Genomic DNA, 19,793 nt, shown 5'->3' on the forward strand with positions numbered 1-19,793 from the left:
AGAGCATGATGACAGAAAATCAGTGGACCAACGTTTCGGGGTCGTCCTCGCAGGACACCGAGATTATGACCGTCGGAACTACCCCTTCCGTTACCCCGGCGTCCGAAGGCGCCCCCGGATCCAAAAAGCAGGTCGCGAAGGAAGAAGCTTCCAATGTCGCCGGGCATGCCACCAGCGCCGCGCAGGGTGTTGCCCAGACGGCGAAGGAAGAGGCCGCCCATGTCGCCTCTGAGGCAAAATCCAACGCCAAGGATCTGCTGTCCCAGGCGAAATCGGGTCTGTCCGGCCAGGCAGGCACCCAGCAGCACAAGGCTGCGGAGGGTATCCGCACCCTTTCCAGCCAGCTGCAGACCATGGCTGAGGCACCCGAGCAGCAGGGCATCGCCAGTGACCTGATCCGGCAGGCTGCCCAGCGCAGTGAAGCGGTGGCTTCGTGGATCGAGAACAAGGAGCCTGGCGACCTGCTCGGCGAGGTCCAGCGCTTCGCCCGCAACCGTCCCGGCACCTTCCTGCTACTGGCAGCAGGGGCAGGGATCCTCGTGGGCCGGCTCGGCCGCGGCCTGCAGGCAGGAGCCCCGGGATCCCAGGGTTCCGCTGGCCAGCGACCCCTTACATCAGGGCAAACCCTTCGGACGGTTGAAGCTCCGGCCCGGCAGGAGAGCGCGTTTGCCTCCGGCAGCGCCCCTGAATTTTACGAAGAGCCCATTGTGGCCGGCGGAGCTCCGGTATCCACCTCGGCCCTGCCCTCAGGCACAGCGGAAGATACGCCCCTGCGCTTTGAGGATGACCCCTACGAGTCAAAGGAAGGACGTCACCTGTGAGCAGCCAGATACCGGAGATGCCGCCGAGTGAGGCGCATCAGAAGGCGGATAACGCGTCGCTGGGTGAGCTGCTGGGTGATGTGACCCGGGACCTGTCCACCCTGATGCGCCAGGAAGTGGAGCTTGCCAAGGCTGAAGCCAAGCAGTCCGCCACCAAGGCCGGGAAGGGCGCGGGCATGTTCGGCGGCGCCGGCGTGGCCGGACACTTCGTCCTGTTGTTCCTGTCCCTGGCGCTGATGTTCGCCCTGGGCGCCCTGATGCCGCTGGGCTGGGCCGCCGTGATCGTCGCCGTGATCTGGGGCATCATCGCCGCGGTCCTGGCCTCGATGGGGCGCAAGGAACTCAAGCAGATCAAGGGCATGCCCCAGACCGGCGAGACACTGTCTGAAATTCCCCCAACCCTAAAACCAGGTGAGGTAAACCGATGAGCGATAACCCGGATGCAATTCGTCAGGAAATAGAAGAGACCCGCGCACGCCTGGGCACCAACGTGGACGCGGTCGCGGACAAGGTCACACCGTCCAACATCGTCCAGCGCCAGACCGAGAAGGTGAAGGGCAGCGTCAAGGACGCAGTTATGGGGGTGAAGGACAAGGTCATGGGAGTCGCCGATTCCGCCACGACCACTGTTGGAGACAAGGTGTCCACCGTTCAGGACAAGGTCTCCTCCGGGACCGGCCATGCCGGTAACGCCCTGCACTCCACCGGCGACACCCTGCACGGGGCAAAGGACACCGTTGCCAGCAAACTCTCCGATGCCGGTTCCGCTATCAGCGCCGCCCCGTCACAGGTCAAGGCCCAAACCCAGGGAAATCCCCTGGCAGCAGGTTTGATCGCGTTCGGGGCCGGGATGCTCGTCTCGTCCCTGATCCCGGCCAGCCAGAAGGAGCGCGAAGCGGCCGACCAGCTGAAGACCGCCGCGCAGCCACTGGCCACCCACGTTACCGACGCGGCCAAGGACATGGTCCAGGACCTCAAGGCACCGGCCCAGGAAGCCATGGAAAGCGTCAAAGCCACCGCCGCTGACGGAATGCAGAACGTCAAAGCCGAGGGCCAAAGCGCTGCGAGTGACGTCAAAGACCGCGCAGCAGATGCCAAGGACAACGTCCAGAACACATGAGCGGCCGGGACCAGGTCCCCAAGCCTCCCCCCGACCCAGCGGGGAGGCCGCCGGACCCCGACCAGCAACAACCCGCTGCCGGCGGGCCGCGGCACATGAAGGCACAGCCGGGGACCGTTCCGGAGCAATGGGCCACCCACAGGCTGGTCAGCATTGCGGCCCGACTTGATGAGCGCCGGCTCAACCGACGGTTGGCCAGGCTCGGACTGACCACAGGATCACTGGACGCACTCGAGACAGCGGCGGAACTGGAACCAACCACGGCGACGGATCTTGCCGACATGCTCTGCGTGAGCCGGCAGAGCCTGGGCAAGGTGCTGCGGCGGCTGCAAAGCCTCGGATTCCTGACCAAGGAACCAGGCAGGGACGGCCGGAGCGCCGACATCTACCTCACCCCGGAAGGCCGGGCCGTCCTTTCCGCTGCCGGAAACCTCATTCGTGAGGGCACCGAAGCGGAAGCACCTGATGAGGTGTTGTTCCGCCGACAGCTGGAACAACACATCCTTCGCCTCCGGAACTCTGAGCGGAACACCGCCGCCCGGCACACAAACAGCGGTCGGCAAAGCAAAAATCTCACTACGACAGGAGCAACAATATGGCGACAACAAACCGGACTACCGGACCCAAAACCACCCTTCAGAAAGCTGCCCAGGCAGTAGGCGCTGTCTTCCTGCTGGTCGGAGTCCTCGGCTTCATTCCGGGCATCACCAGCAACTATGAAGCGCTCTCCTTCGCCGGACACGGCTCAGAAGCACTCCTGCTGGGCATCTTCCAGGTCTCGATCCTGCACAACATCGTCCACCTGCTCTTCGGCGTCGCCGGGATCCTGATGTCCCGCACCAACACACAGGCCCGCAGCTACCTGCTCTACGGCGGCGTCATCTACCTCATCCTGTGGCTTTACGGCCTCATCATCGGCCACGACACCCCCGCCAACTTCGTCCCGGTCAACACCGCGGATAACTGGCTGCACTTCGTCCTCGGCATCGCCATGATCGCCCTGGCCATCCTGCTCTCCCGCAACACCACGCGCACCACCGGCTCCACCCACCGCTAACCAGCGCCCCACGCCGGATTCATCAACAGCATTAGAAGGAGAACATCGTGCTTAACACTGAAAACCTTTCTGCACTGACCACCGCCGGCGGCAATGTCATCGGTTCCGACGGAACCAAAATCGGATCCATCGGGCAAATCTACGTTGATGACCAGACCTCAGAACCCACCTGGGTCACGGTCAAGACCGGGCTCTTCGGAACCCATGAGTCCTTCGCCCCGCTGGGCTCCGCTTCGCAGGACGGCAACGACATCGTCGTCGCCCACACCAAGGACAAGGTCAAGGACGCGCCCCGTGTCGCCCCTGACGGGCATCTGGAACCCGCCGAGGAAGACGAGCTCTACACCTACTACGGTCTCTCCAACGGCTTTAGCCGTCACGGTGACGCGAACACTGCTGACGCCGCAGCCGTAGGCCGCGGCACGGTGGGTCACGACACTTCAGGACCCACCACGGACGAGGCGATGACCCGGTCTGAGGAGCAACTGCACGTCGGCACCCGGAAGGAAGAAGCTGGCCGTGTGCGGCTGCGCAAGTACGTAGTCACCGAGAACGTCACCACCACCGTCCCGGTCCAGCGCGAAGAGGTCCGTCTGGAACGCGAGCCCATCACCGATGCCAACAGGGGCGCCGCTCTGGACGGCCCTGCCATCAGCGAAGAAGAACACGAGGTCATCCTCCATGAGGAACGCCCCGTGGTGGAAAAGGAAGCCGTCCCCGTCGAACGCGTCCGCCTGGACAAGGAAACGGTGACCGACGAGCACACCGTCACCGAAGAGGTCCGCAAGGAAAACATCGACCTCGACGACGACGCCCGTACCAACCGCTAACGGCCGGCAACCACCCGGAGAACACCCGGGACCGTCGATGAGACCGCCATGGTCCGCTTTCCGTTGGGGGGCGGGCCATGGTCTTTTCCAGGGTCCTCCGGACCACTTCGTATGTGAAAATGGGGCGGGTTGAGCATGCAACCCGCGGACCTACGCCGATGAGCTAAGTGGCTTACGTTATCCGGAAGAACGGCGGTGTCCGAGCAGCTGAGTGGGTGCACGCGGGGGATCTTCACGTCCTGGGCGGGTTGCGATGACGCGCAGGATGGGTGTTGAGGAGGAGTTCCTGATTGTCGACGGCGAGAGCGGGAAGCCCCTGCCGCTGGGCGAAGTCCTTGAACAGCTCAGCGATTTTCCCCGCCTAACCAGCGAAATGAAGCAGGAACAGATTGAAACCTGCACCTTGCCGCGGGTCACCCTCGCCGAAATCGCCGATGACATTACCGCCGGGCGGAAGAGCGCCGACTCTGCGGCCAGGCGGGCAGGAGCGCGGGCGGTTGCGTTGGCAACTTCGGCGCTGCCGGTCGAGTCCACCATCGCCCCGGGTTAACGATGTGGCCAGCTGATGGAAAGGTTCGGGCTTACCGCGGTTGAACAACTAACCGGAGGCTGCCACGTGCACGTGGAGATCGAGTCCGAAGAAGAAGGCGTCGCCATCTTGGACCGCATCCTGATTTGGCTGCCCGTCCTGCTGGCCATCAGCGCCAATTCACCGTATTGGAACGGAGTGGACTCCGGCTACGCGAGTTACCGCTGGCAGGCATGGAGCCGGTGGCCCACCACCGGAGCAGCCGGCATTTACGGCTCCGCTGCTGCGTACCACCGTGAAATCGGGCAGATCCTCAGCTCCGGCGTGCCCTTGGACAAAGCCAACCTGTACTTGGACGCACGGCTCAGCCACAAGCACCCGACCGTAGAGGTCCGGGTCGCCGACGTGTGCCTGTTTGCCGACGACACTGTCCTGCTGGCAGCCCTGGTCCGCGGGTTGGCGGAAACCGCGGTACGGCAGTGGCGCGACGGCGTCAGTGCAGTCCCGACTTCGGCCACCCAACTGCAACTCGCGTCCTGGCGGGCCAGCCGCTACGGACTGCAGGGTGAGCTGGCAGACCCGATAACAGGAAAGCCCCGGGGCGCCTTTGAGGTGGTAACGGCGCTTCTGGACCACCTCCGGCCGGTGCTCGAGGAACAGGGAGAGTTCAACACCGTCGAATTCCTGCTGTTCCAAGTCCTGAGCCGGGGGACCGGTGCAGCCGTGCAGCGGGACTCCTACGGGCGTGGCGCCAGCACACGCGATGTGGTCGCCGAGGCCGTTCACTTCACTTGCCTTCCGGTGACCCCACTGCGGGCGGCAACAAACATCAGCAGGTTGACCCTCTGACGCGGTCGCAGGTAGCGCGACCGATCAGGGGATGAGGGTCTCCGCACGGTACCGGTTGAAGAGTGTGGTGAAGGAATCCAGTGTTCGGCGATAGCCGGTGAACCCGGCGTCCCGGCTTTTGCCCATATCCGTCACTACCTCGATGTTGCGGCCCAGGTCGCCGTCGGTGTGCCACCAGGAGGCGACGCGGTCCAGGTCCGGCTCGCTGAGGTTATGGCGCCGGGCAAGTTCCCTCCACTGGTCTTCGCGCCCTGCCATGGACTGCTCGAGAGGCCGGGGCTCACCCTGGTACCCCTCCCATTCCAGGCCGAAGTAGGCTGCGAGTTTCGGCCACATCCATCGCCAGCGGAACACATCACCGTTGACGATGTTGAAGGCCTCGTTTGCGGCTTGAGGCGTCGTGGATGCCCAGAGCATGTGCTCTGCGAGTAAACCTGCGTCGGTCATGTCAGTCAGGCCGTTCCACTGCGTTTCGGACCCGGGAAAGACAAACGGCTCCCCGCTCTCCCTGCAAAGGGTGGCCTGGGCGGCGAGCGTAAGTCCCATGTTCATGGCGTTGCCCACCGCATGCCCGATGACCGTGTGCGCGCGGTGCACGGACCAGGTGAACCGCTGCTCGGCCGATGCGGCCCAGAGCTCATCCTCCTGCGCGTAGTAAAAGTTCGCCACCGGCAGGCGCGGCTCCTCCTCGTGGAAAGGTGTGTCGGCCATTTCTCCTGCCGCGTAGGCCTCAAAGGGTCCGAGATAATGCTTTAGGCCGGTCATCAGGGCAACGTGGCTCACGTCTTTGCCGCGGAGTGCGGCGAGCAGGTCACGCACCATGCCGGCGTTGACCCTGATGTTCTCCTCCTCGGTGGCACGGCGCGACCATGCTGTGAAAAAAACGTGCGATGGATTCTCCGGCTCAAGCACATTGGCCAAGGCTGCGGCCGAGGTCAGATCCGCCGAAAGCCACCGAACCCCGGCGCGCTCCGCTCCGGGCCGGCGGGACAAGGCAAGGACGTCCCAGCCCTCGCCCGTCAGGGTGTCCACCAACGCGGATCCCGCGATGCCCGTGGCTCCTACCACCAAAGCTGTACGCCGGGCGCCTGATGTTGACTCTGTACCGGTAATCATGGTCCTCCTCAGATGTGCTGCTCCTGCCACTTGGGACAAGCCCGGACCCTGAGAAGATATTCCTGCAGCCCGGCTAGGCGCTCGGAGGCGTGGGGCGGAAATTTATCTTCCGTTCTGATCGGTACCGGCGGGTACTGCGGGATGCACTTGGGGCAGATTCGCCAGAATTTCCTCGGTGAGTGCTTCTATGCCGCCTTCGGATGTCACGGTCATTCCGGCTTCGGCTGTTCCAAGGGTCTCAAGTGTCTCCAGCTGTGAGGTGAGGAGGGATTGAGGCATGAAGTGTCCTGGGCGCTGGACCAGCCGCTCCTTCAGTACCGAAGGGTCGACCTTTAAGAGGATGAACCGGGTGGAAGGAGCGGCTGCGCGGATAGCGTCACGGTAGGCGCGTTTGAGGGCCGAACAGGCAACCACGATCCCGTCGGGGTGTTCGGCCGCGAGTTCTTCGCCGACCAGGCGAAGCCATGGCCATCTGTCTTCATCGGTGAGCGGTATGCCAGCCGTCATTTTTTCGACGTTCGGCAAGGGGTGCAGGTCGTCAGCGTCCTTGAAGGTTGCTCCGAGCCGGGCTGCCAGGGCAGCGCCGACCGCAGTCTTGCCTGCACCACACACGCCCATAATGACAAGAGGGCTGTGCACTACAGTGCTCCCTGTTGTGCTGTTCCCGCGGGGATCGGAACCATCCGGGTCACTACGACAGGCTTTTCCAGCAGGCCTTCGAGGGAGGCGTTCAGGCGTTTGACCGGTTCACCTTCGCCGTGGGCGTCCAGCAGCGCAGCTGATTCCCATTTCTCAACCATGAGGATCTGGTTGTTGGGGGCTTCGTGGATCGCGTAGAGCAGGCAGCCGGGTTCCTGGTGGACTTCGCTGATTGCGGGGGAGAGGGCGGCGACGACCTGGTCGAAGGCGCCTTCCTTCGGGCTAAAAGCTGCAGTGACGACGATGGTCATGCTGGGGTTCTCCTTGCTTTAAGGGTGCCCTTGAGGGGCGTGGGAGGGTCCTTGGGGGCGCGGCGCGGACCGACGGGTAGAGTCCGTCGGTCCGCGCCGAACATCCGCAGGGTGTTCGTCAGGCTTAGCTGAGAGCGGCGAGGTTTCCAGGGGCCGAACTTTCAGTGGATGCCAGGTTCAGCCCATTGTGGAATCCCCGCTTGCCAGCTACTTCGACACTGCCTCAAGGGCAAGGGCTTCGGTTTCCCGGCGCAGTTCGAGGGCCTGGGCCAGGGAGTCGTCCATGATGACGTCATCCCAGCGGACGATCCCGCCCTTGGCGACGTCATTGCGCAGTTCCACGTGGTGGGCCAGTGCGACCGGCAGTGCACCGGTAGTTACGGAGTGCTTCGCCGAAACGAGCTGGCCCCAGACGGTGTATCCGCCTTCGCCGTCGAGGAATTCGCCGGCTTTGAGGTCTTTCTTGGCGGTGGCAACGACGTCGCCGAAGAACCCGATGGGTGAACCCGTGGAAATTCCGCGGAGCACGGCGTTGGCGATGGATACATTCAGTTCCAGGCCGACGTAGTGGTAGGGGCGGTACAGGGCGGCGTACTGGCCGGTGGGGTCCGGGTGCCAGGGGTATTCGTTGAAGCAGCCGGAGACGTACGCGTTCGTGGCCTTCACGACGACGAAGACGCCTTCCTGGGTGTTGTGGGGGATCCAGGTGCCGTCGCGGTTGACGCTGGACATGACGTCGACGGTCCCTTCGTGTGCGAGGGCTCCTCCGACATCGGCGGGGCGGCAGATTGAGGCAATTTCCTCAACGTCTCCGGGCGTGAACGTCAGCCCGGTGTCGGAGGGGACCAGTCCTGCGCCGTTGGCGACGGCGGCCATTTCGATGGCGGCCTTGGTGCCGTCGCGGAAGGAGGTGTGCATGTTCGGGTTCAGCTGCCCGGAGTCGGTGAGTTCCTTGGAGAATTCCCAGTTTTCCCAGACGTTGTCGGGGTTCATCTCGTGGTAGTGCTCGAGGAATTTGGCACCCTTGCCGGCGCAGACGACGTCGAAGCCGCTGGTGCGGGCCCAGTCGACGAGTTCCATGATGAGGGCCGGCTGGTCGCCGTATGCCATTGAGTAGACAACGCCGGCTGCTTCTGCCCGCTTGGCAAGAGCGGGCCCTGCCAAGGCGTCGGCTTCAACCGTGACCATGATGATGTGCTTTTTCGTTTCGATGGCGCGCAGTGCGTGCTTGACGCCAACGATGGGGTTGCCGGTGGCTTCCACGATGATGTCGATGTCGACGTCGAAAAGCTCGTCGGCGTTGGCCACGATCGCGGTTGAGCGGTCCCTCAGGGCGGTTGCGATGTCGGGGGCGATCTGGTCTTTGGGCCATCCAACGAGTTCGAAAGCACCTTCAGCGCGTTTGACGTTGATGTCTGCGATGGCGACGACGTGGATGCCCGGGATGTTGTTTGCCTGGGCCAGGTACATCGTCCCGTAGCGTCCGGCGCCGATCAGGCCGACCCGGATGGGCTTTCCGTCGGCCTCGCGCTGGGTCAGGAGATGGTGCAGATTCATGAGTTGCCTTTCAAGGGATACGGCGCTGTTCCGGAAGGGATGCGGGCTGGTCTGGGATCAACCGCAGATTGTGGGGCTCTACTTATCACCGTGCGGCTCGCCGCCATTAGTAGTGGGGCTCTGCAGTCCAAGCGGGATCGAACTAAGGTAAAATAAGTGGAACCGGTACACTTTTATGTCACACGCGTAGGCCTGAGGTCAAGCCCTAGGCTAAAAAAGGTTCCCGGATGTCCAGGAAGTGCCAGACAAAGGAGTAGGCGTGCAGAAACAACCGACCATCCGCGATGTTGCCCAGGCGGCCGGGGTGTCCGTTGCAGTTGTCTCGCGGGTGCTGAATCCGGGCTCAGGTCCAGTCGCTGCAGCTACCCGCGCCAGGGTCAACGGCGTGATGAAGGACTTGGGCTACCATCCCCGCACGGCGGCCAGGGAGCTAAAGTATGGCCCGCCTACCACGCTGGGGCTGCTCCTCGCCGACGTCTCCAACCCATTTTTCGCCCGACTGGCCGACCAGGTGGTGCAGGAGGCGCACGCCCGCGGAATCCAGGTGCTGCTGATGACCACGCAGGAGGATGACCAGCTGGAATCAGAGCGTCTGGCGACACTGATCGAACGCAGGGTCAGCGGGATTATCGCGACCCCGACCGGCAACAACCTGGCAATCTGGAAGCAGCTTCAGGACCTTGGGACTGATGTGGTGTTTGTCGACAGATCAATACCTTCGCTCCCTGAAGTAGACGTGGTGAGCATCGACAACTTCGAATCCGCCCGGGCTGCTACGGCACTGCTCGCCGCGCACGGCCACCGCCGCATCGGGATTATCTCCGGGCCGGCTGCCTCCACCACCGGAAGGGACCGGATCGCCGGCTATCGGCACGCCCTGGAAACAGCCGGCCTGGAGCAGGATGAGCTCCTCATCCGGCACGCCGCGTTCCGCGGGCCGGCGGGAGGAGATGCCGCGTCGGCGCTCCTCGGCATCGAGGAGCCGCCCACCGCATTGGTGGTGGCAAACACCGCCCAGGTAACCGAAGTTCTGCGGCGCCTATCCCACGCCGGAATCGACATTCCCCGCACCCTATCCGTCATCGTTTTCGAAGACTCACCCTGGACCGAACTCATGACCCCGGCCCTAACAATCGTCAGGCAGCCCATAGATCTGCTCGCCCGGCACTCCGTGCAACTCGCTCTGTCCAACACGCAGGGCAAGGCGTCCGGAAAACCCAACGTCATACGCGTAGCGGCCGAACTGGTCGAACGGTCCAGCGTTGCCCGGCTGCAATTCTCGAAGTAATTCCAGGCTGTCATCTGCTCCTGCGGTTTACACCCGCGCCGGCCCGTGGTACAAAAGTGTACCGGTTCCACTTCGGAAGGTGATCTTCCATCCTGTTCTGTAGGCGTGTACCTGCACGCACAAGAAAGCAGCGAGAGCAGCCGTTCTCGCCCATACCCGCACAGCCCAGGACGCCTTAACCACCGCCATCAAAGCATCAGTACCCCTGTCCGTACAGGCCAGGGACCAGCAAGTATTCAAAGGAGAATCAGATGCCAAAGCGCATCCTGGCCGCCGCAGCTGTGGCCGTTGCACTCACCGTCAGTACTGTCCTCAGCGGTTGCGGCGGGGGCGGGGCCGGTGGTGCCGGCGCCAGCACCACCGTGCGCCTCGGCCTCGGTGACCCGGCAACCTCTTCCATGGGCGTCTCCGCAAAGCACTTCGCCGACAAGGTTGCCGAGCTGAGCGACGGCAAGGTCAAGGTCGAGACGTTCCCCGATGGCACCCTTTTTGGCGGGGACCAGAACGCCGCCGTCAACCTGCTTGGAAATGGCACGCTGGACTCGACCATCATGTCGACTTCGGTATACGCGTCCTTCGAGCCGAAGATGAATGCCGTCAGCCTTCCCTACCTTTTCAAGGACTCGGAGGAGGTCACCAAGTACTTTGAAGGCGAGCCAGGCAAGGAACTGCTGGGCTCACTGGACAAGCTGGGCATCAAGGGCGTGTCCATGCTGACCCGTACTCCCCGGCACACCACCAACTCGGTGCGTCCCATCACCCAGCCCGAGGACTTCAAGGACCTGAAGCTCCGCGTACCGCAGAATGACCTCTGGGTGAAGTTCTTTGGTTCAGTCGGCGCCAACCCGACGCCGATGGACTTCAAAGAGGTTTACACCGCCCTGCAGCTCGGCACTATCGACGGCCAGGAAAACCCCCTGGAAGTTCCAGTCAACAACAAGTTCTTCGAAGTCCAGGACTACCTCTCCCTGACCGGCCACATCTCGGACGGCCTCGTCCTCGGGTTCAGCAAGAAGAAGTGGGACTCGTTCGATGAGGACACCCGGAAGGTCCTGCAGGAAGCTGCAGACGACACCGCTGACTTCAAGACGAAGTACGACACCGACGAAGCCGCCAAAACCCTTGAGAAGCTGAAAGGCGAAGGCGTGAAGATCAACGAACTGACGCCTGAAGCCCGGGAAAAGTTCCAGGCGGCAGCGCAGAAGGTCTACCCCGAGCTTGAAGGCAAGGTGGGCAAGGAATTCGTACAGTCAAGCCTTGAATTCCTTGGACGGTAAGGTGACGGGTCCAGTGCAGGAGACGAGTGCAATGCATGATGAAGGAACCACCCCAACCCGTGGGGCCGAACACCAGGCGGCCGAAGATGGCATCACGGTGGTTCCGGCAGGCGAAGTCCCGGAACCTCATGGTCTGATCTGGAAGGCCGTGGATGCTCTCCTCTTCGTCGGAATCTGCGCGATGCTGCTTAGCCTTGCGGCCCAGATGGTCAGCCGGCAGATGGGAGCCTCGCTGCCATGGACCGAGGAACTGACCCGTTTCCTGTTCATGGACACCACCTTCCTGGGGATGGCAGCCGGCTTCCGGGCCGCCGTGCACCCGCGCGTGAACTTCGCGGTGGCGTGGGGACCAGCCTGGCTTAAGCAAGTCAGCATGCATCTCTACGCCATCTGCGGGACCGTGTTCTTCAGTGTCCTGCTTTACAAGACGGTGGAACTGATGCTGCAGCAGTACGCCGCCGGAGAGTCCAGTCCTGCCCTGGGACTCAAAATGTTCCTGGTAACACTTCCCCTTGTAATTGGCGCGGCACTCGCAATCGTCGCCCATATCACCACCGTCTACTTCTCCCCCTATATGCGTAAGCGGATCCTCAAAGGAGAGATGATCGCATGAGCCTGACCCTGCTGGGCATTTTCCTCCTCCTGCTGCTGCTGGGCGTTCCGCTCTCAGTCTCACTCGGCATCGGCGTCATCGCCACGCTGCTGATCTTCGACATCCCCCTCGACCTGTTGCCCCAGTCAATGATGAGCTCCATGAACAGCTTCCTGCTGGTTGCCGTCCCCTTGTTCGTCCTGGCCGGCAACCTCATGGCCGGGGGTGGTATTTCAGACCGCATCTTCCGTGGCGCCGAAGTCATCTTCGGCCGCTTCCGTGGCGGCCTTGGCCAAGTGAACATCGCATCGAGCGCAATCTTCGGCGGCATCTCCGGTTCCTCGGTTGCCGACATTGTCAGCCTTGGCAAGATCGAGATCAAGGCCATGACTGACCATAAGTACCCGCGGCCCTATGCGGCCGCGATGACCATGGTCACCGCTACCCTGTCCTCACTGATACCGCCGAGCATCCTCATGATCATCGCCGCCTCGACCGCGAACGTGTCGGTAGGCGCGGCACTCGCGGGAGGATTTGGACCGTCCATTGTCCTGATCCTCGTCCTGATGCTTGTGAATTTCTTCCTGTCGGCACGCCACGGTTACGGCGAGGTCTCAAGGACGCCTTTCAAGAAGGGCCTGAGGATCGTCCTCGGGGGAATCCCGGCCATGGGCGGCCCGGTGATCATCCTGGTGGGCATGTTCAGCGGGCTCGTCACGCCCACGGAGGCTGCCGCCGTCGCCGTCTTCTACAGCCTGTTGGTGGGCATCTACGTCTACCGGGACATGAAGTGGCGCCAGATGCCCAAAATGATCGTGGACGCTGGCCTCACCACCGGCACCATCCTGCTCATCGCCATGATCGCCGGAGTCGCCTCTTACATCTTCACCATTGACGGACTGCCGGCAAAGGTCAGCAGCTGGCTGCTGAGCGTCAGCACCGACCCCACCATCGTCATGCTGCTGATCGGGCTGATCCTGATCATCATCGGAACGGTGATGGACAAAGTCGCCGCCATCCTGCTTTGCACACCGGTGCTCATGCCCGCGGCTGTGTCTTCCGGCGTGGATCCCATCCACTTCGTCGTCTTCCTCGTTGCTGCCCTTGCCGTTGGCCTGGTCACGCCGCCTGTCGGCGTCTGCCTGTTCGCGGCGTCCTATGTCAGCGGGCTGCCGATGGAGAAGATCGTGAAGGCCGCGGTGCCGCTCTACGTGGTCATGGTGGTTGCCATCGTCATGCTGGCCGTCTTCCCGCAGCTCATCCTGTGGCCGTCCGATCTCCTGACCAACCAGTAACGTCTGCCCTAATCTCTAAAGGATTCCAATGCCTGAACATGACCACCCAGCGCTTGCCCTGATGGGATTAGGGCCGATGGGGGAACCGATGGCCCGCCGGCTGCTGAAGGGCTACGGCGAGCTGACAGTCTGGAACCGGACTGCTTCGAAAGCCGAAGCCTTGGTGGGCCTGGGCGCCCGCGTTGCGACTTCACCTTTTGAGGCGGCCGCCGACGTCGTTCTCACCGTGTTGCCGGACCTAAGCCACGTCGAATCGTTGCTTCCGGGAGAAGAGGGCCTGATAGCCGGATGGACAGCCCGGGGCATTGCCCGGCCCATACTCGTCGTGCACGGGACCGTCTCGCCGGGGGCAGTCGCGGCCTTTGGCGAACGAATGCTTAGCGAACACGGGGTCCGGGTCCTGGACGCCCCCGTCAGTGGCGGCACCGTCGGTGCCGAAAACGGCACCTTGAGCATCATGGTGGGCGGGGACGAGGACGCACTTCGCTCGGTCACCCCGGCGTTCGAGTTCATGGGCAGCACCATCCGGCACATGGGTTCGGGAGGTACGGGCGCCCTCGCCAAGGCCTGCAACCAGATCGTGGTCGCCGGCACGGTCACGGCAGTTTCCGAGGCCATGCTTCTCGCGCGGGGCGGGGGACTCGATCCATCGGTGATGCTCGAACTGCTCCGGGGCGGGCTGGCCGATTCCGAGGTGCTGCGCCAAAAAGGGCACAGATGGATTGACGGTGACTTCACAGGTGGCGGCAGCGCCCAGAACCAGCTGAAGGACCTTAACTTCGTGCTGGGGGCGGCTGGAACAGCACGCCTGGAGCTACCCCTGAGCACGGTAATCAAGGATCTTTTCGAGGACATGGTCGCGCGGGGCGACGGCGGCCTTGACCATACAGGAATCTTCCGGACCCTTGCTCAGCGCAACAGCGCTCTCACTGAGATCTGAAAGCCCTCAGAAAGGCGCGAAAGCACCCCTTCTGCGGCCGCTCTCAAGCTGGCTAAACCAATACGTCCGCGGTCATCAGCAGAAGGTCGTGCTGAATTTGGTAATGGGTTCGCAGAGACCCTTCCAGTTCGTGGAGCCAGGCGACGGAGGGGGAGCTAATATCCAGGACTTCAGTTGCCTGCAGCAGTTGCTGCGCGGCGAAGGCTGCCCGGGGCAACACGAGCTCCTGCGGTTCGATGGTTTGGCCCGAGATGCGGTTGTAGCCTTGGAGGAATGCCGTGAGGAGCTCCGGATGTTTCGGGGAGCCGGGGCGCGGGCCCAGCAGGTCCCGTACTGCGGATGCCACATCCGCTGCCGCCGGGATAGTCCCGGATTCGTCCAGGTCGAAGCAGGCAGGCCATCCGTCGGTCCAGCGCAGGTTGTCGAGTTCAAAGTCGCCGTGACCGAAAACGAGCGGCGTGGCAGGGCTGGCCGTTAGTACCGTGCTCAGGGTCCTCGCAGCCACCGCCAGTTCCGGATCTTCCAGTGCAGCACGGGCAGATGCCAAGGCTGCGAACGGATCCGTCTGCTTTGACTGGACTGGGAGGGCCGGCTGGCCCGCAGCCTGGTGAAAGGCAGCCAGCGCTGCTCCCCAGGCGGCGGCAGCACCGCCGTCGAGCTCCTCAACATCCAGCTCGTCCCCGTCCACCTTGCCCAGGACCGAGGCGTACATGTCGCCGAGCGGCGTACCGATCCGCTCGACCATCGTGTTTATTCGGGAGGGGACAACCCGCGCAACAGAAGCACCAGCGGCTGCCAAACGGGCATGGAACCGCGCGCCTTCGGCAAGGCGGTACCCCGCGGGGTCCTCTGCGGGCGCGAACCGCGCGTACAGCACACCTCGGGAGTCAGCTCCTGGCGGGGCAACAAACACGTGGGCCGCGGACGAACGCCAGAAACGGAGAGCCCCCGCCGGCAAGCCCCAGCACTCGCCCACAGCGTCGGCAACTGGGGAACGCCACTCTTGGTCCACCGTTTCCCTCAACGCGAAGATCCGGCTCAAAGGCAACATACCTACCATCTTGACGGACCTCACCGTCTGGACGTGTGTTCGTTGAACACTCACTTTCGCGGCCATAGAACCTCCAACAACGACAGAAGTCCCCCGTCCCTCATGGGACGGGGGACTTCTTCGACGAGCCGTTCTCCGGCCCTTTTTCAGTGGATTCGGCTACCTTGTACTGACGGGCACGGTGATGGATCCGCCCGCGGAGGACGTCACGTTGATGGTTGACGTCGCTCCTGCAAGCGAGTTACGGGCGCGGATCGTCCAGGTACCGTCAGCGGCGACCACCGCGGTGCCGATCCGCACACCGTTGGCGGTGGCCGTGATCGTGTTGCCGGTGGTGATGCTGGCGCTTCCACCAATCCGCCATTCCCGCTTGTCTGCGCGGAACTCGGCCGTGGCCGTGAGCTGGTCCGCGGGAGTCACGGTTGACGAAGCGCCGGTACCAAAGGTTGCCGGAGCGCTCTCGCCTGCGGCGCTCTTAGCGACCAGCTTGAGGGTGTAGGTGGTGCCATTGGTCAAGCCGCTCAGCGCAGCACTACGCGCTGCCGCGTCCGTCTCCACTGTGACCGCTGTTCCTGCGGCCGGCGTGGCCGTCAGGACATAACCGGTAACCGGTGTATTGCCTGCGGCTGCACCCTGCCATTCGACAGTTGCGCTGCCATTGCCGGTGGTCACGCGAACGACGTTGGGAGCGGACGGTGCAGTCAGTTCCCCTGCCTTCATGGAGTAGATAACCGGTTCGGCTGCGGTGTTGCCGGCACTGCTCTTGGCCGTGACGACGAAGCTGTACTCTGTGCCAGGTGTCAGCCCTTCGAGCTTGGCTGAAGTGGCGCCGCTTCCTGCGTCAGCCGTTACGACTACCGCATCGCCCGACCGCGCCTCGACGGTGTACCCGGTGACAGCCGAGCCATTGGCGGCGGCCGCGGTCCACGTGACATCCGCTGAACCGAGCAGGGAACCGTCGTTCACCGCCACGTTGCCCGGGGCTGTGGGTGCGGAGGCCTCTGGAGGCAGCTCGGCAGACGTCGCGGTAACCGTGCCGGCGGTTGCAGGGGTACTTGCCTGTCCGTTCAGTGCCACGACCTTGACCGGGTACACCTGACCGTCCACCAAGCCGCGGATGGTTGCTTTTGTTTCTTCGGCTCCGACCTTGATGCTCACTTCCTGGCCCAGAACAGTGTCCTCGGCGATCACTTCGTAGCCGGTGATGGCCGGAGCGTCCGCGGGGACGGTGGCGGGTGCCCAGGTGGCGGTAATGCTGCCGTTGCCTGCCGCGCTGGCGAAGGCCTCAGTGGGTGAGTTGGGTGCTTGCCCGGAGGGCCCCGCGGGGCATCCGCCGAAGCCTGGGCCGTCGATCTCCTTGAACTCGGAGATGGTCAGGCCGAGCTGGGCTTCAACCCCCACCGGTTCTGCCTGCCAGCTCGCTACGGACGGGTCGCCGGCCATAGCAGCGTCCCGCTCGGCTTCAGAGAAGAAACCGTACGTCACGGTGAACTCGCCGTTCTCAGCGACGCCATCGACCCTGTAGCCGGCAGGTACTTCATCATCGGGCCAGCCGATTGCCCGCTCGCCGATGCCCATGTCCCTCATGTCGGGGTTGACGATTTCCACCGCCATGCGGGCGGTGTCGACGTCGGCGCCGTACTTGCCCTTGACCACAACCTGGCCCTCGATGTCGCCGGCGAGGTCCGGAGTGGGCGTCCCGTTGACAGCGTCGACTGAGGTGATGACCGCCGTGCCTGCCATTGCTCCGTCGCCGCTGCCGTCCTCAAACTCGACCGTGACTTCGTCGCCTCCTGTGATGTTGGGTGTAACCACATCCCAGCAAACACCTCCCGGGTGATTGACCTCGAGGAAGCCTGTGGCATCGACCACGCCGCGTGCGACGCCGATGAGGTTACCGCCGCGGGACACGCGGATGGTTGCGTCCTGTCCCGCCTGTGCAGCGTATCCCTCGATGGCGACCATGTCGCGCTTGGTGAAAATTTCGATGTTGCCGGGGCCGACCGGGGGGTTCGCCGCCATTACAGCGGACGCACCGGCTCCCACAAGTGCCAGCGTGGTGGTTCCCGCGAGCAAGCCAGTGATGCGTCTGCGTGAGGACGGGTTACCTGGCGTACCGGGAGGAACGTGCCTTCGAAAGCTCATTACGAGTCCTTTCCTTATCGGAGCTCTCTGGCCCCGGAATAGCTCAACTGCAGGACGGATGATGCCTACGAGGAAAGGATCGGTGGAGGGGCTTGCGAATAGCTTGGCTTTTCACAGTGGTTGCGCCGCTCAACTGGGACGGTCATTCTGCAGCACCGCGCCGGCAACACGCTCCTGGGGGCACCGCGACGAAGCGCGTGGTGAGCAAAGGGCGTAGCTTCGCCAACTAAGCGGTAGTGAGTCTCCCAAATCGAGTGATTTTGGGCAGCGCCTTAAAACCGGCAAGATTCGATGAGCCGTCAAATACCGGTACACCGCTTGAACGAGTGGCAACAACTACTCTCATGAACCGGAGTTGGAGAAACGCTGGAAACCCAGGTTGCAAAAACCTTGGCGAAAGCGTCGTTTCCGGGAAAAATTGCTGCTAAGTCCTTGCCTTATCCGAACAGGGCTGCGGCTTCGTCGTAGCGCTTCTGCGGGACGGTCTTGAGCTGGCCCAAGGCTTCCTGGAAGCCGACGTGTTCGATGTCCGTTCCCTTCAGGGCCACCATGGTGCCCCAGAAGCCTTCCACCACGGAGTCGATGGCGGCCATGCCGAGCCTGGTGGCCAGGACGCGGTCGAAGGCGGACGGTACGCCGCCGCGCTGGATGTGGCCCAGGATGGTGGCGCGGGTTTCGATGCCGATGCGGGCTTCCAGTTCCGGGGCGAGCTGGTCGGCGATGCCGCCCAGGCGGGGCCGGCCGAAGGTGTCCAGGCCGCGTTCGGAGTGCGGGGTTTCCATGTGCTCGGGCACGAACCCTTCGGCGACAACTACCAGGGGTGCGCGGCCGCGGGCGTGGGCTTCCTTCACCCACTGGGTGATCTGGTCGATGCTGACCTTTTGCTCCGGGATGAGGATGGCGTGGGCGCCGGCGGCCATGCCGGCGTGCAGGGCGATCCAGCCTACGTGCCGGCCCATGACTTCGGCGATCATGCAGCGGTGGTGGGATTCGCCGGTGGTGCGGAGCCGGTCGATGGCTTCGGTGGCGATCTGGACGGCGGTGTCGAAGCCGAAGGTGTAGTCGGTGGCGTCGAGGTCGTTGTCCACCGTTTTGGGGACGCCGACGATCTTGAGGCCGGCGTCGGTGAGGCGTTTGGCGGCGGCGAGGGTTCCTTCGCCGCCGATGGCTATGATCGCGTCGATGCCCAGGCGTTCCATGTGGGCTTTGATGACCTCGGGGCCGCCGCCGTTGTCGAAGGGGTTGGTGCGGGAGGTGCCTAGGATGGTGCCGCCCTGTTTGGCGATGCCGCGGACCATGGTGCGGGGGATGTCGATGATGTCGCCCTCCACCACGCCGCGCCAGCCGTCGAGGAATCCGACGAACTCGTGGCCGTGGATGGCGATGCCTTTGAGTACGGCGCCGCGGATGACCGCGTTCAGTCCGGGGCAGTCGCCACCGCTGGTGAGGATTCCAATTTTCATGTTTCGGCTCAAATCTGCGTTACGTGGCTCCTGCTTGGGGCTGTGCCTACTTGGCCTGCCGGCCGGGGCTTGCGGCGAGAACTGCGAGGTCTGGATGAGCTGCCGCAGATCCAGCGGAGACGACCTGAGCCGTGTACTGCCCGCTGTGGTGGTTTTGTGCGGGCAGTACACGGTTCGGGGGGGGTGGGTTATGCGATGGCTTCGCGGAGTTCTTTTGCTGCCAGTGCGGGGTCGGCTGCGCCGTAGATTGCTCCGCCGGCGACGGCGACGTCGGCGCCTGCTTTCTGGACGTCTGCGATGGTGGCGACTTTCACGCCGCCTGCGACGGAGAACGGTACGCGGGCTTCTGCTCCGGCGCGGAGCAGTCCGTTCAGGTCGAAGCCGGGCTTGGCCTGCTCGTCCAGGCCGGCGTGCATTTCGACGAACTTGGCGCCGAGGGCGCGGGCTTCCTTGGCGCGGGTGACCTTGTCCTCGACGCTGATCAGGTCAACGACGACGCCCTTGTTGTGGGCCTTGGCTGCCTTGACGGCGCCGGCGATCGTGGAGTCGTCGGCGGTGCCGAGCACGGTGACCAGGTCGGCGCCGGCCTTGAAGGCGATGTCGGCTTCGAGTTCGCCGGCGTCCATGGTCTTCATGTCGGCGAAAACGATCTTGTCCGGGTGGGCTTCCTTGATCGCGGTGATCACGGAGAGGCCTTCGGCCTTGATCAGCGGGGTGCCGAGTTCGATGATGTCGACGTACTCGGCGACCTTGCCGGCCAGTTCGAGGGCGGCTTCGGTGGTCAGGAGATCGATGGCTACCTGGAGTTTCATGATGGTTGTTTCTTTCTGTAGGGAACTGCTGTGGATGTAAAGGGAAAACTGAAAAGATGCTGCGGGGGTGTTTATTCGAGGTTGGCGTGCCGGAGCCAGAG

General features: G+C 63.5%; 19 protein-coding genes and 1 pseudogene. 12 read left to right on the forward strand and 8 right to left on the reverse strand.

What is annotated here, in order from left to right; all coding sequences use genetic code 11:
• Positions 1-5: 5 nt before the first annotated feature.
• From DXK94_RS10695 to DXK94_RS10725, 7 genes and pseudogenes are all read left to right on the forward strand, one after another.
• Positions 6-821, forward strand: coding sequence for a hypothetical protein (locus tag DXK94_RS10695; protein ID WP_258868518.1), 816 nt, complete (start codon positions 6-8; stop codon positions 819-821).
• A gap of 17 nt (positions 822-838) precedes the next feature.
• Complete coding sequence (locus DXK94_RS10700; RefSeq protein ID WP_079598257.1) at positions 839-1,249, forward strand: phage holin family protein; 411 nt, start codon at positions 839-841, stop codon at positions 1,247-1,249.
• Entirely contained in the window at positions 1,246-1,941 is a 696-nt protein-coding gene (locus DXK94_RS10705) for a DUF3618 domain-containing protein (RefSeq protein ID WP_115524965.1), read from the forward strand. Before DXK94_RS10700 ends, DXK94_RS10705 begins: the two co-directional genes overlap by 4 nt.
• Before the next feature lie 95 nt (positions 1,942-2,036).
• The gene (locus DXK94_RS21940; protein ID WP_181884802.1) at positions 2,037-2,600 is read left to right on the forward strand and encodes a MarR family transcriptional regulator; all 564 of its coding nucleotides are present in this window, start codon (positions 2,037-2,039) and stop codon (positions 2,598-2,600) included.
• On the forward strand, positions 2,537-2,998 hold the full coding sequence (locus tag DXK94_RS10715; protein WP_115524967.1) for a DUF4383 domain-containing protein: 462 nt from the start codon (positions 2,537-2,539) through the stop codon (positions 2,996-2,998). The genes DXK94_RS21940 and DXK94_RS10715 overlap by 64 nt, the downstream gene beginning before the upstream one ends.
• A gap of 47 nt (positions 2,999-3,045) precedes the next feature.
• Complete coding sequence (locus DXK94_RS10720; protein ID WP_115524968.1) at positions 3,046-3,828, forward strand: DUF2382 domain-containing protein; 783 nt, start codon at positions 3,046-3,048, stop codon at positions 3,826-3,828.
• Positions 3,829-4,093: 265 nt separating this feature from the next.
• Positions 4,094-5,206: pseudogene (locus DXK94_RS10725) on the forward strand (glutamate--cysteine ligase).
• A 24-nt stretch (positions 5,207-5,230) separates the two neighbouring features.
• Here the strand turns inward: DXK94_RS10725 and DXK94_RS10730 are convergent.
• From DXK94_RS10730 to DXK94_RS10745, 4 genes are all read right to left on the reverse strand, one after another.
• On the reverse strand, positions 5,231-6,322 hold the full coding sequence (locus tag DXK94_RS10730; protein ID WP_115524969.1) for an SDR family oxidoreductase: 1,092 nt from the start codon (positions 6,320-6,322) through the stop codon (positions 5,231-5,233).
• A 102-nt stretch (positions 6,323-6,424) separates the two neighbouring features.
• Positions 6,425-6,961, reverse strand: a complete 537-nt coding sequence (locus tag DXK94_RS10735; RefSeq protein WP_079598192.1) for a gluconokinase — start codon at positions 6,959-6,961, stop codon at positions 6,425-6,427.
• On the reverse strand, positions 6,961-7,272 hold the full coding sequence (locus DXK94_RS10740; protein WP_115524970.1) for a putative quinol monooxygenase: 312 nt from the start codon (positions 7,270-7,272) through the stop codon (positions 6,961-6,963). Before DXK94_RS10740 ends, DXK94_RS10735 begins: the two co-directional genes overlap by 1 nt.
• 207 nt (positions 7,273-7,479) lie before the next feature.
• Positions 7,480-8,829 (reverse strand): NAD(P)H-dependent oxidoreductase, encoded by a 1,350-nt coding sequence (locus tag DXK94_RS10745; protein ID WP_115524971.1) that lies wholly within the window; start codon positions 8,827-8,829, stop codon positions 7,480-7,482.
• A 259-nt stretch (positions 8,830-9,088) separates the two neighbouring features.
• On the opposite strand from DXK94_RS10745, the gene DXK94_RS10750 reads away from it, so the two are divergent.
• From DXK94_RS10750 to DXK94_RS10770, 5 genes are all read left to right on the forward strand, one after another.
• Positions 9,089-10,117, forward strand: coding sequence for a LacI family DNA-binding transcriptional regulator (locus tag DXK94_RS10750; protein WP_115524972.1), 1,029 nt, complete (start codon positions 9,089-9,091; stop codon positions 10,115-10,117).
• 251 nt (positions 10,118-10,368) lie between these two features.
• Entirely contained in the window at positions 10,369-11,394 is a 1,026-nt protein-coding gene (locus tag DXK94_RS10755) for a DctP family TRAP transporter solute-binding subunit (protein ID WP_079598188.1), read from the forward strand.
• A gap of 31 nt (positions 11,395-11,425) precedes the next feature.
• Positions 11,426-12,007, forward strand: a complete 582-nt coding sequence (locus DXK94_RS10760; RefSeq protein WP_115524973.1) for a TRAP transporter small permease — start codon at positions 11,426-11,428, stop codon at positions 12,005-12,007.
• Positions 12,004-13,281 carry a TRAP transporter large permease gene (locus DXK94_RS10765; protein ID WP_079598186.1) on the forward strand — a complete coding sequence of 426 codons (1,278 nt, stop codon included), beginning with the start codon at positions 12,004-12,006 and terminating at the stop codon, positions 13,279-13,281. The genes DXK94_RS10760 and DXK94_RS10765 overlap by 4 nt, the downstream gene beginning before the upstream one ends.
• A 28-nt stretch (positions 13,282-13,309) precedes the next feature.
• Positions 13,310-14,221 carry an NAD(P)-dependent oxidoreductase gene (locus DXK94_RS10770; RefSeq protein ID WP_115524974.1) on the forward strand — a complete coding sequence of 304 codons (912 nt, stop codon included), beginning with the start codon at positions 13,310-13,312 and terminating at the stop codon, positions 14,219-14,221.
• 52 nt (positions 14,222-14,273) lie between these two features.
• Here DXK94_RS10770 and DXK94_RS10775 read toward each other — a convergent pair whose 3' ends face one another.
• The 4 genes from DXK94_RS10775 to hxlA all read right to left on the reverse strand — a co-directional run bounded on the left by DXK94_RS10775 (position 14,274) and on the right by hxlA (position 19,692).
• Complete coding sequence (locus DXK94_RS10775; protein WP_115524975.1) at positions 14,274-15,338, reverse strand: phosphotransferase; 1,065 nt, start codon at positions 15,336-15,338, stop codon at positions 14,274-14,276.
• Between the two features lie 93 nt (positions 15,339-15,431).
• Positions 15,432-17,294: a fibronectin type III domain-containing protein gene (locus tag DXK94_RS10780; RefSeq protein ID WP_181884804.1), complete on the reverse strand. Its 1,863-nt coding sequence runs from the start codon at positions 17,292-17,294 to the stop codon at positions 15,432-15,434.
• Between the two features lie 560 nt (positions 17,295-17,854).
• A complete protein-coding gene (locus DXK94_RS10785; protein ID WP_115524977.1) occupies positions 17,855-18,880 on the reverse strand; it encodes an ATP-dependent 6-phosphofructokinase in 1,026 nt (341 codons plus the stop codon).
• A gap of 188 nt (positions 18,881-19,068) precedes the next feature.
• On the reverse strand, positions 19,069-19,692 hold the full coding sequence (gene hxlA, locus DXK94_RS10790) for a 3-hexulose-6-phosphate synthase (protein WP_115524978.1): 624 nt from the start codon (positions 19,690-19,692) through the stop codon (positions 19,069-19,071).
• Positions 19,693-19,793 lie beyond the last annotated feature (101 nt).

The organism is Arthrobacter sp. RT-1, from assembly GCF_003367205.1.
Lineage (GTDB): Bacteria > Actinomycetota > Actinomycetes > Actinomycetales > Micrococcaceae > Arthrobacter.

What these genes read in the sequence shown, in the direction of transcription:
- DXK94_RS10695 (WP_258868518.1), top strand. Translation starts at nt 6, where the DNA reads ATGATGACAGAAAATCAGTGGACCAACGTTTCGGGGTCGTCCTCGCAG.
- DXK94_RS10700 (WP_079598257.1), top strand. Translation starts at nt 839, where the DNA reads ATGCCGCCGAGTGAGGCGCATCAGAAGGCGGATAACGCGTCGCTGGGT.
- DXK94_RS10705 (WP_115524965.1), top strand. Translation starts at nt 1,246, where the DNA reads ATGAGCGATAACCCGGATGCAATTCGTCAGGAAATAGAAGAGACCCGC.
- DXK94_RS21940 (WP_181884802.1), top strand. Translation starts at nt 2,037, where the DNA reads ATGAAGGCACAGCCGGGGACCGTTCCGGAGCAATGGGCCACCCACAGG.
- DXK94_RS10715 (WP_115524967.1), top strand. Translation starts at nt 2,537, where the DNA reads ATGGCGACAACAAACCGGACTACCGGACCCAAAACCACCCTTCAGAAA.
- DXK94_RS10730 (WP_115524969.1), bottom strand. Translation starts at nt 6,322, where the DNA reads ATGATTACCGGTACAGAGTCAACATCAGGCGCCCGGCGTACAGCTTTG.
- DXK94_RS10740 (WP_115524970.1), bottom strand. Translation starts at nt 7,272, where the DNA reads ATGACCATCGTCGTCACTGCAGCTTTTAGCCCGAAGGAAGGCGCCTTC.
- DXK94_RS10745 (WP_115524971.1), bottom strand. Translation starts at nt 8,829, where the DNA reads ATGAATCTGCACCATCTCCTGACCCAGCGCGAGGCCGACGGAAAGCCC.
- DXK94_RS10755 (WP_079598188.1), top strand. Translation starts at nt 10,369, where the DNA reads ATGCCAAAGCGCATCCTGGCCGCCGCAGCTGTGGCCGTTGCACTCACC.
- DXK94_RS10760 (WP_115524973.1), top strand. Translation starts at nt 11,426, where the DNA reads ATGCATGATGAAGGAACCACCCCAACCCGTGGGGCCGAACACCAGGCG.
- DXK94_RS10765 (WP_079598186.1), top strand. Translation starts at nt 12,004, where the DNA reads ATGAGCCTGACCCTGCTGGGCATTTTCCTCCTCCTGCTGCTGCTGGGC.
- DXK94_RS10770 (WP_115524974.1), top strand. Translation starts at nt 13,310, where the DNA reads ATGCCTGAACATGACCACCCAGCGCTTGCCCTGATGGGATTAGGGCCG.
- DXK94_RS10775 (WP_115524975.1), bottom strand. Translation starts at nt 15,338, where the DNA reads ATGGCCGCGAAAGTGAGTGTTCAACGAACACACGTCCAGACGGTGAGG.
- DXK94_RS10780 (WP_181884804.1), bottom strand. Translation starts at nt 17,294, where the DNA reads ATGGCGGCGAACCCCCCGGTCGGCCCCGGCAACATCGAAATTTTCACC.
- DXK94_RS10785 (WP_115524977.1), bottom strand. Translation starts at nt 18,880, where the DNA reads ATGAAAATTGGAATCCTCACCAGCGGTGGCGACTGCCCCGGACTGAAC.
- hxlA (WP_115524978.1), bottom strand. Translation starts at nt 19,692, where the DNA reads ATGAAACTCCAGGTAGCCATCGATCTCCTGACCACCGAAGCCGCCCTC.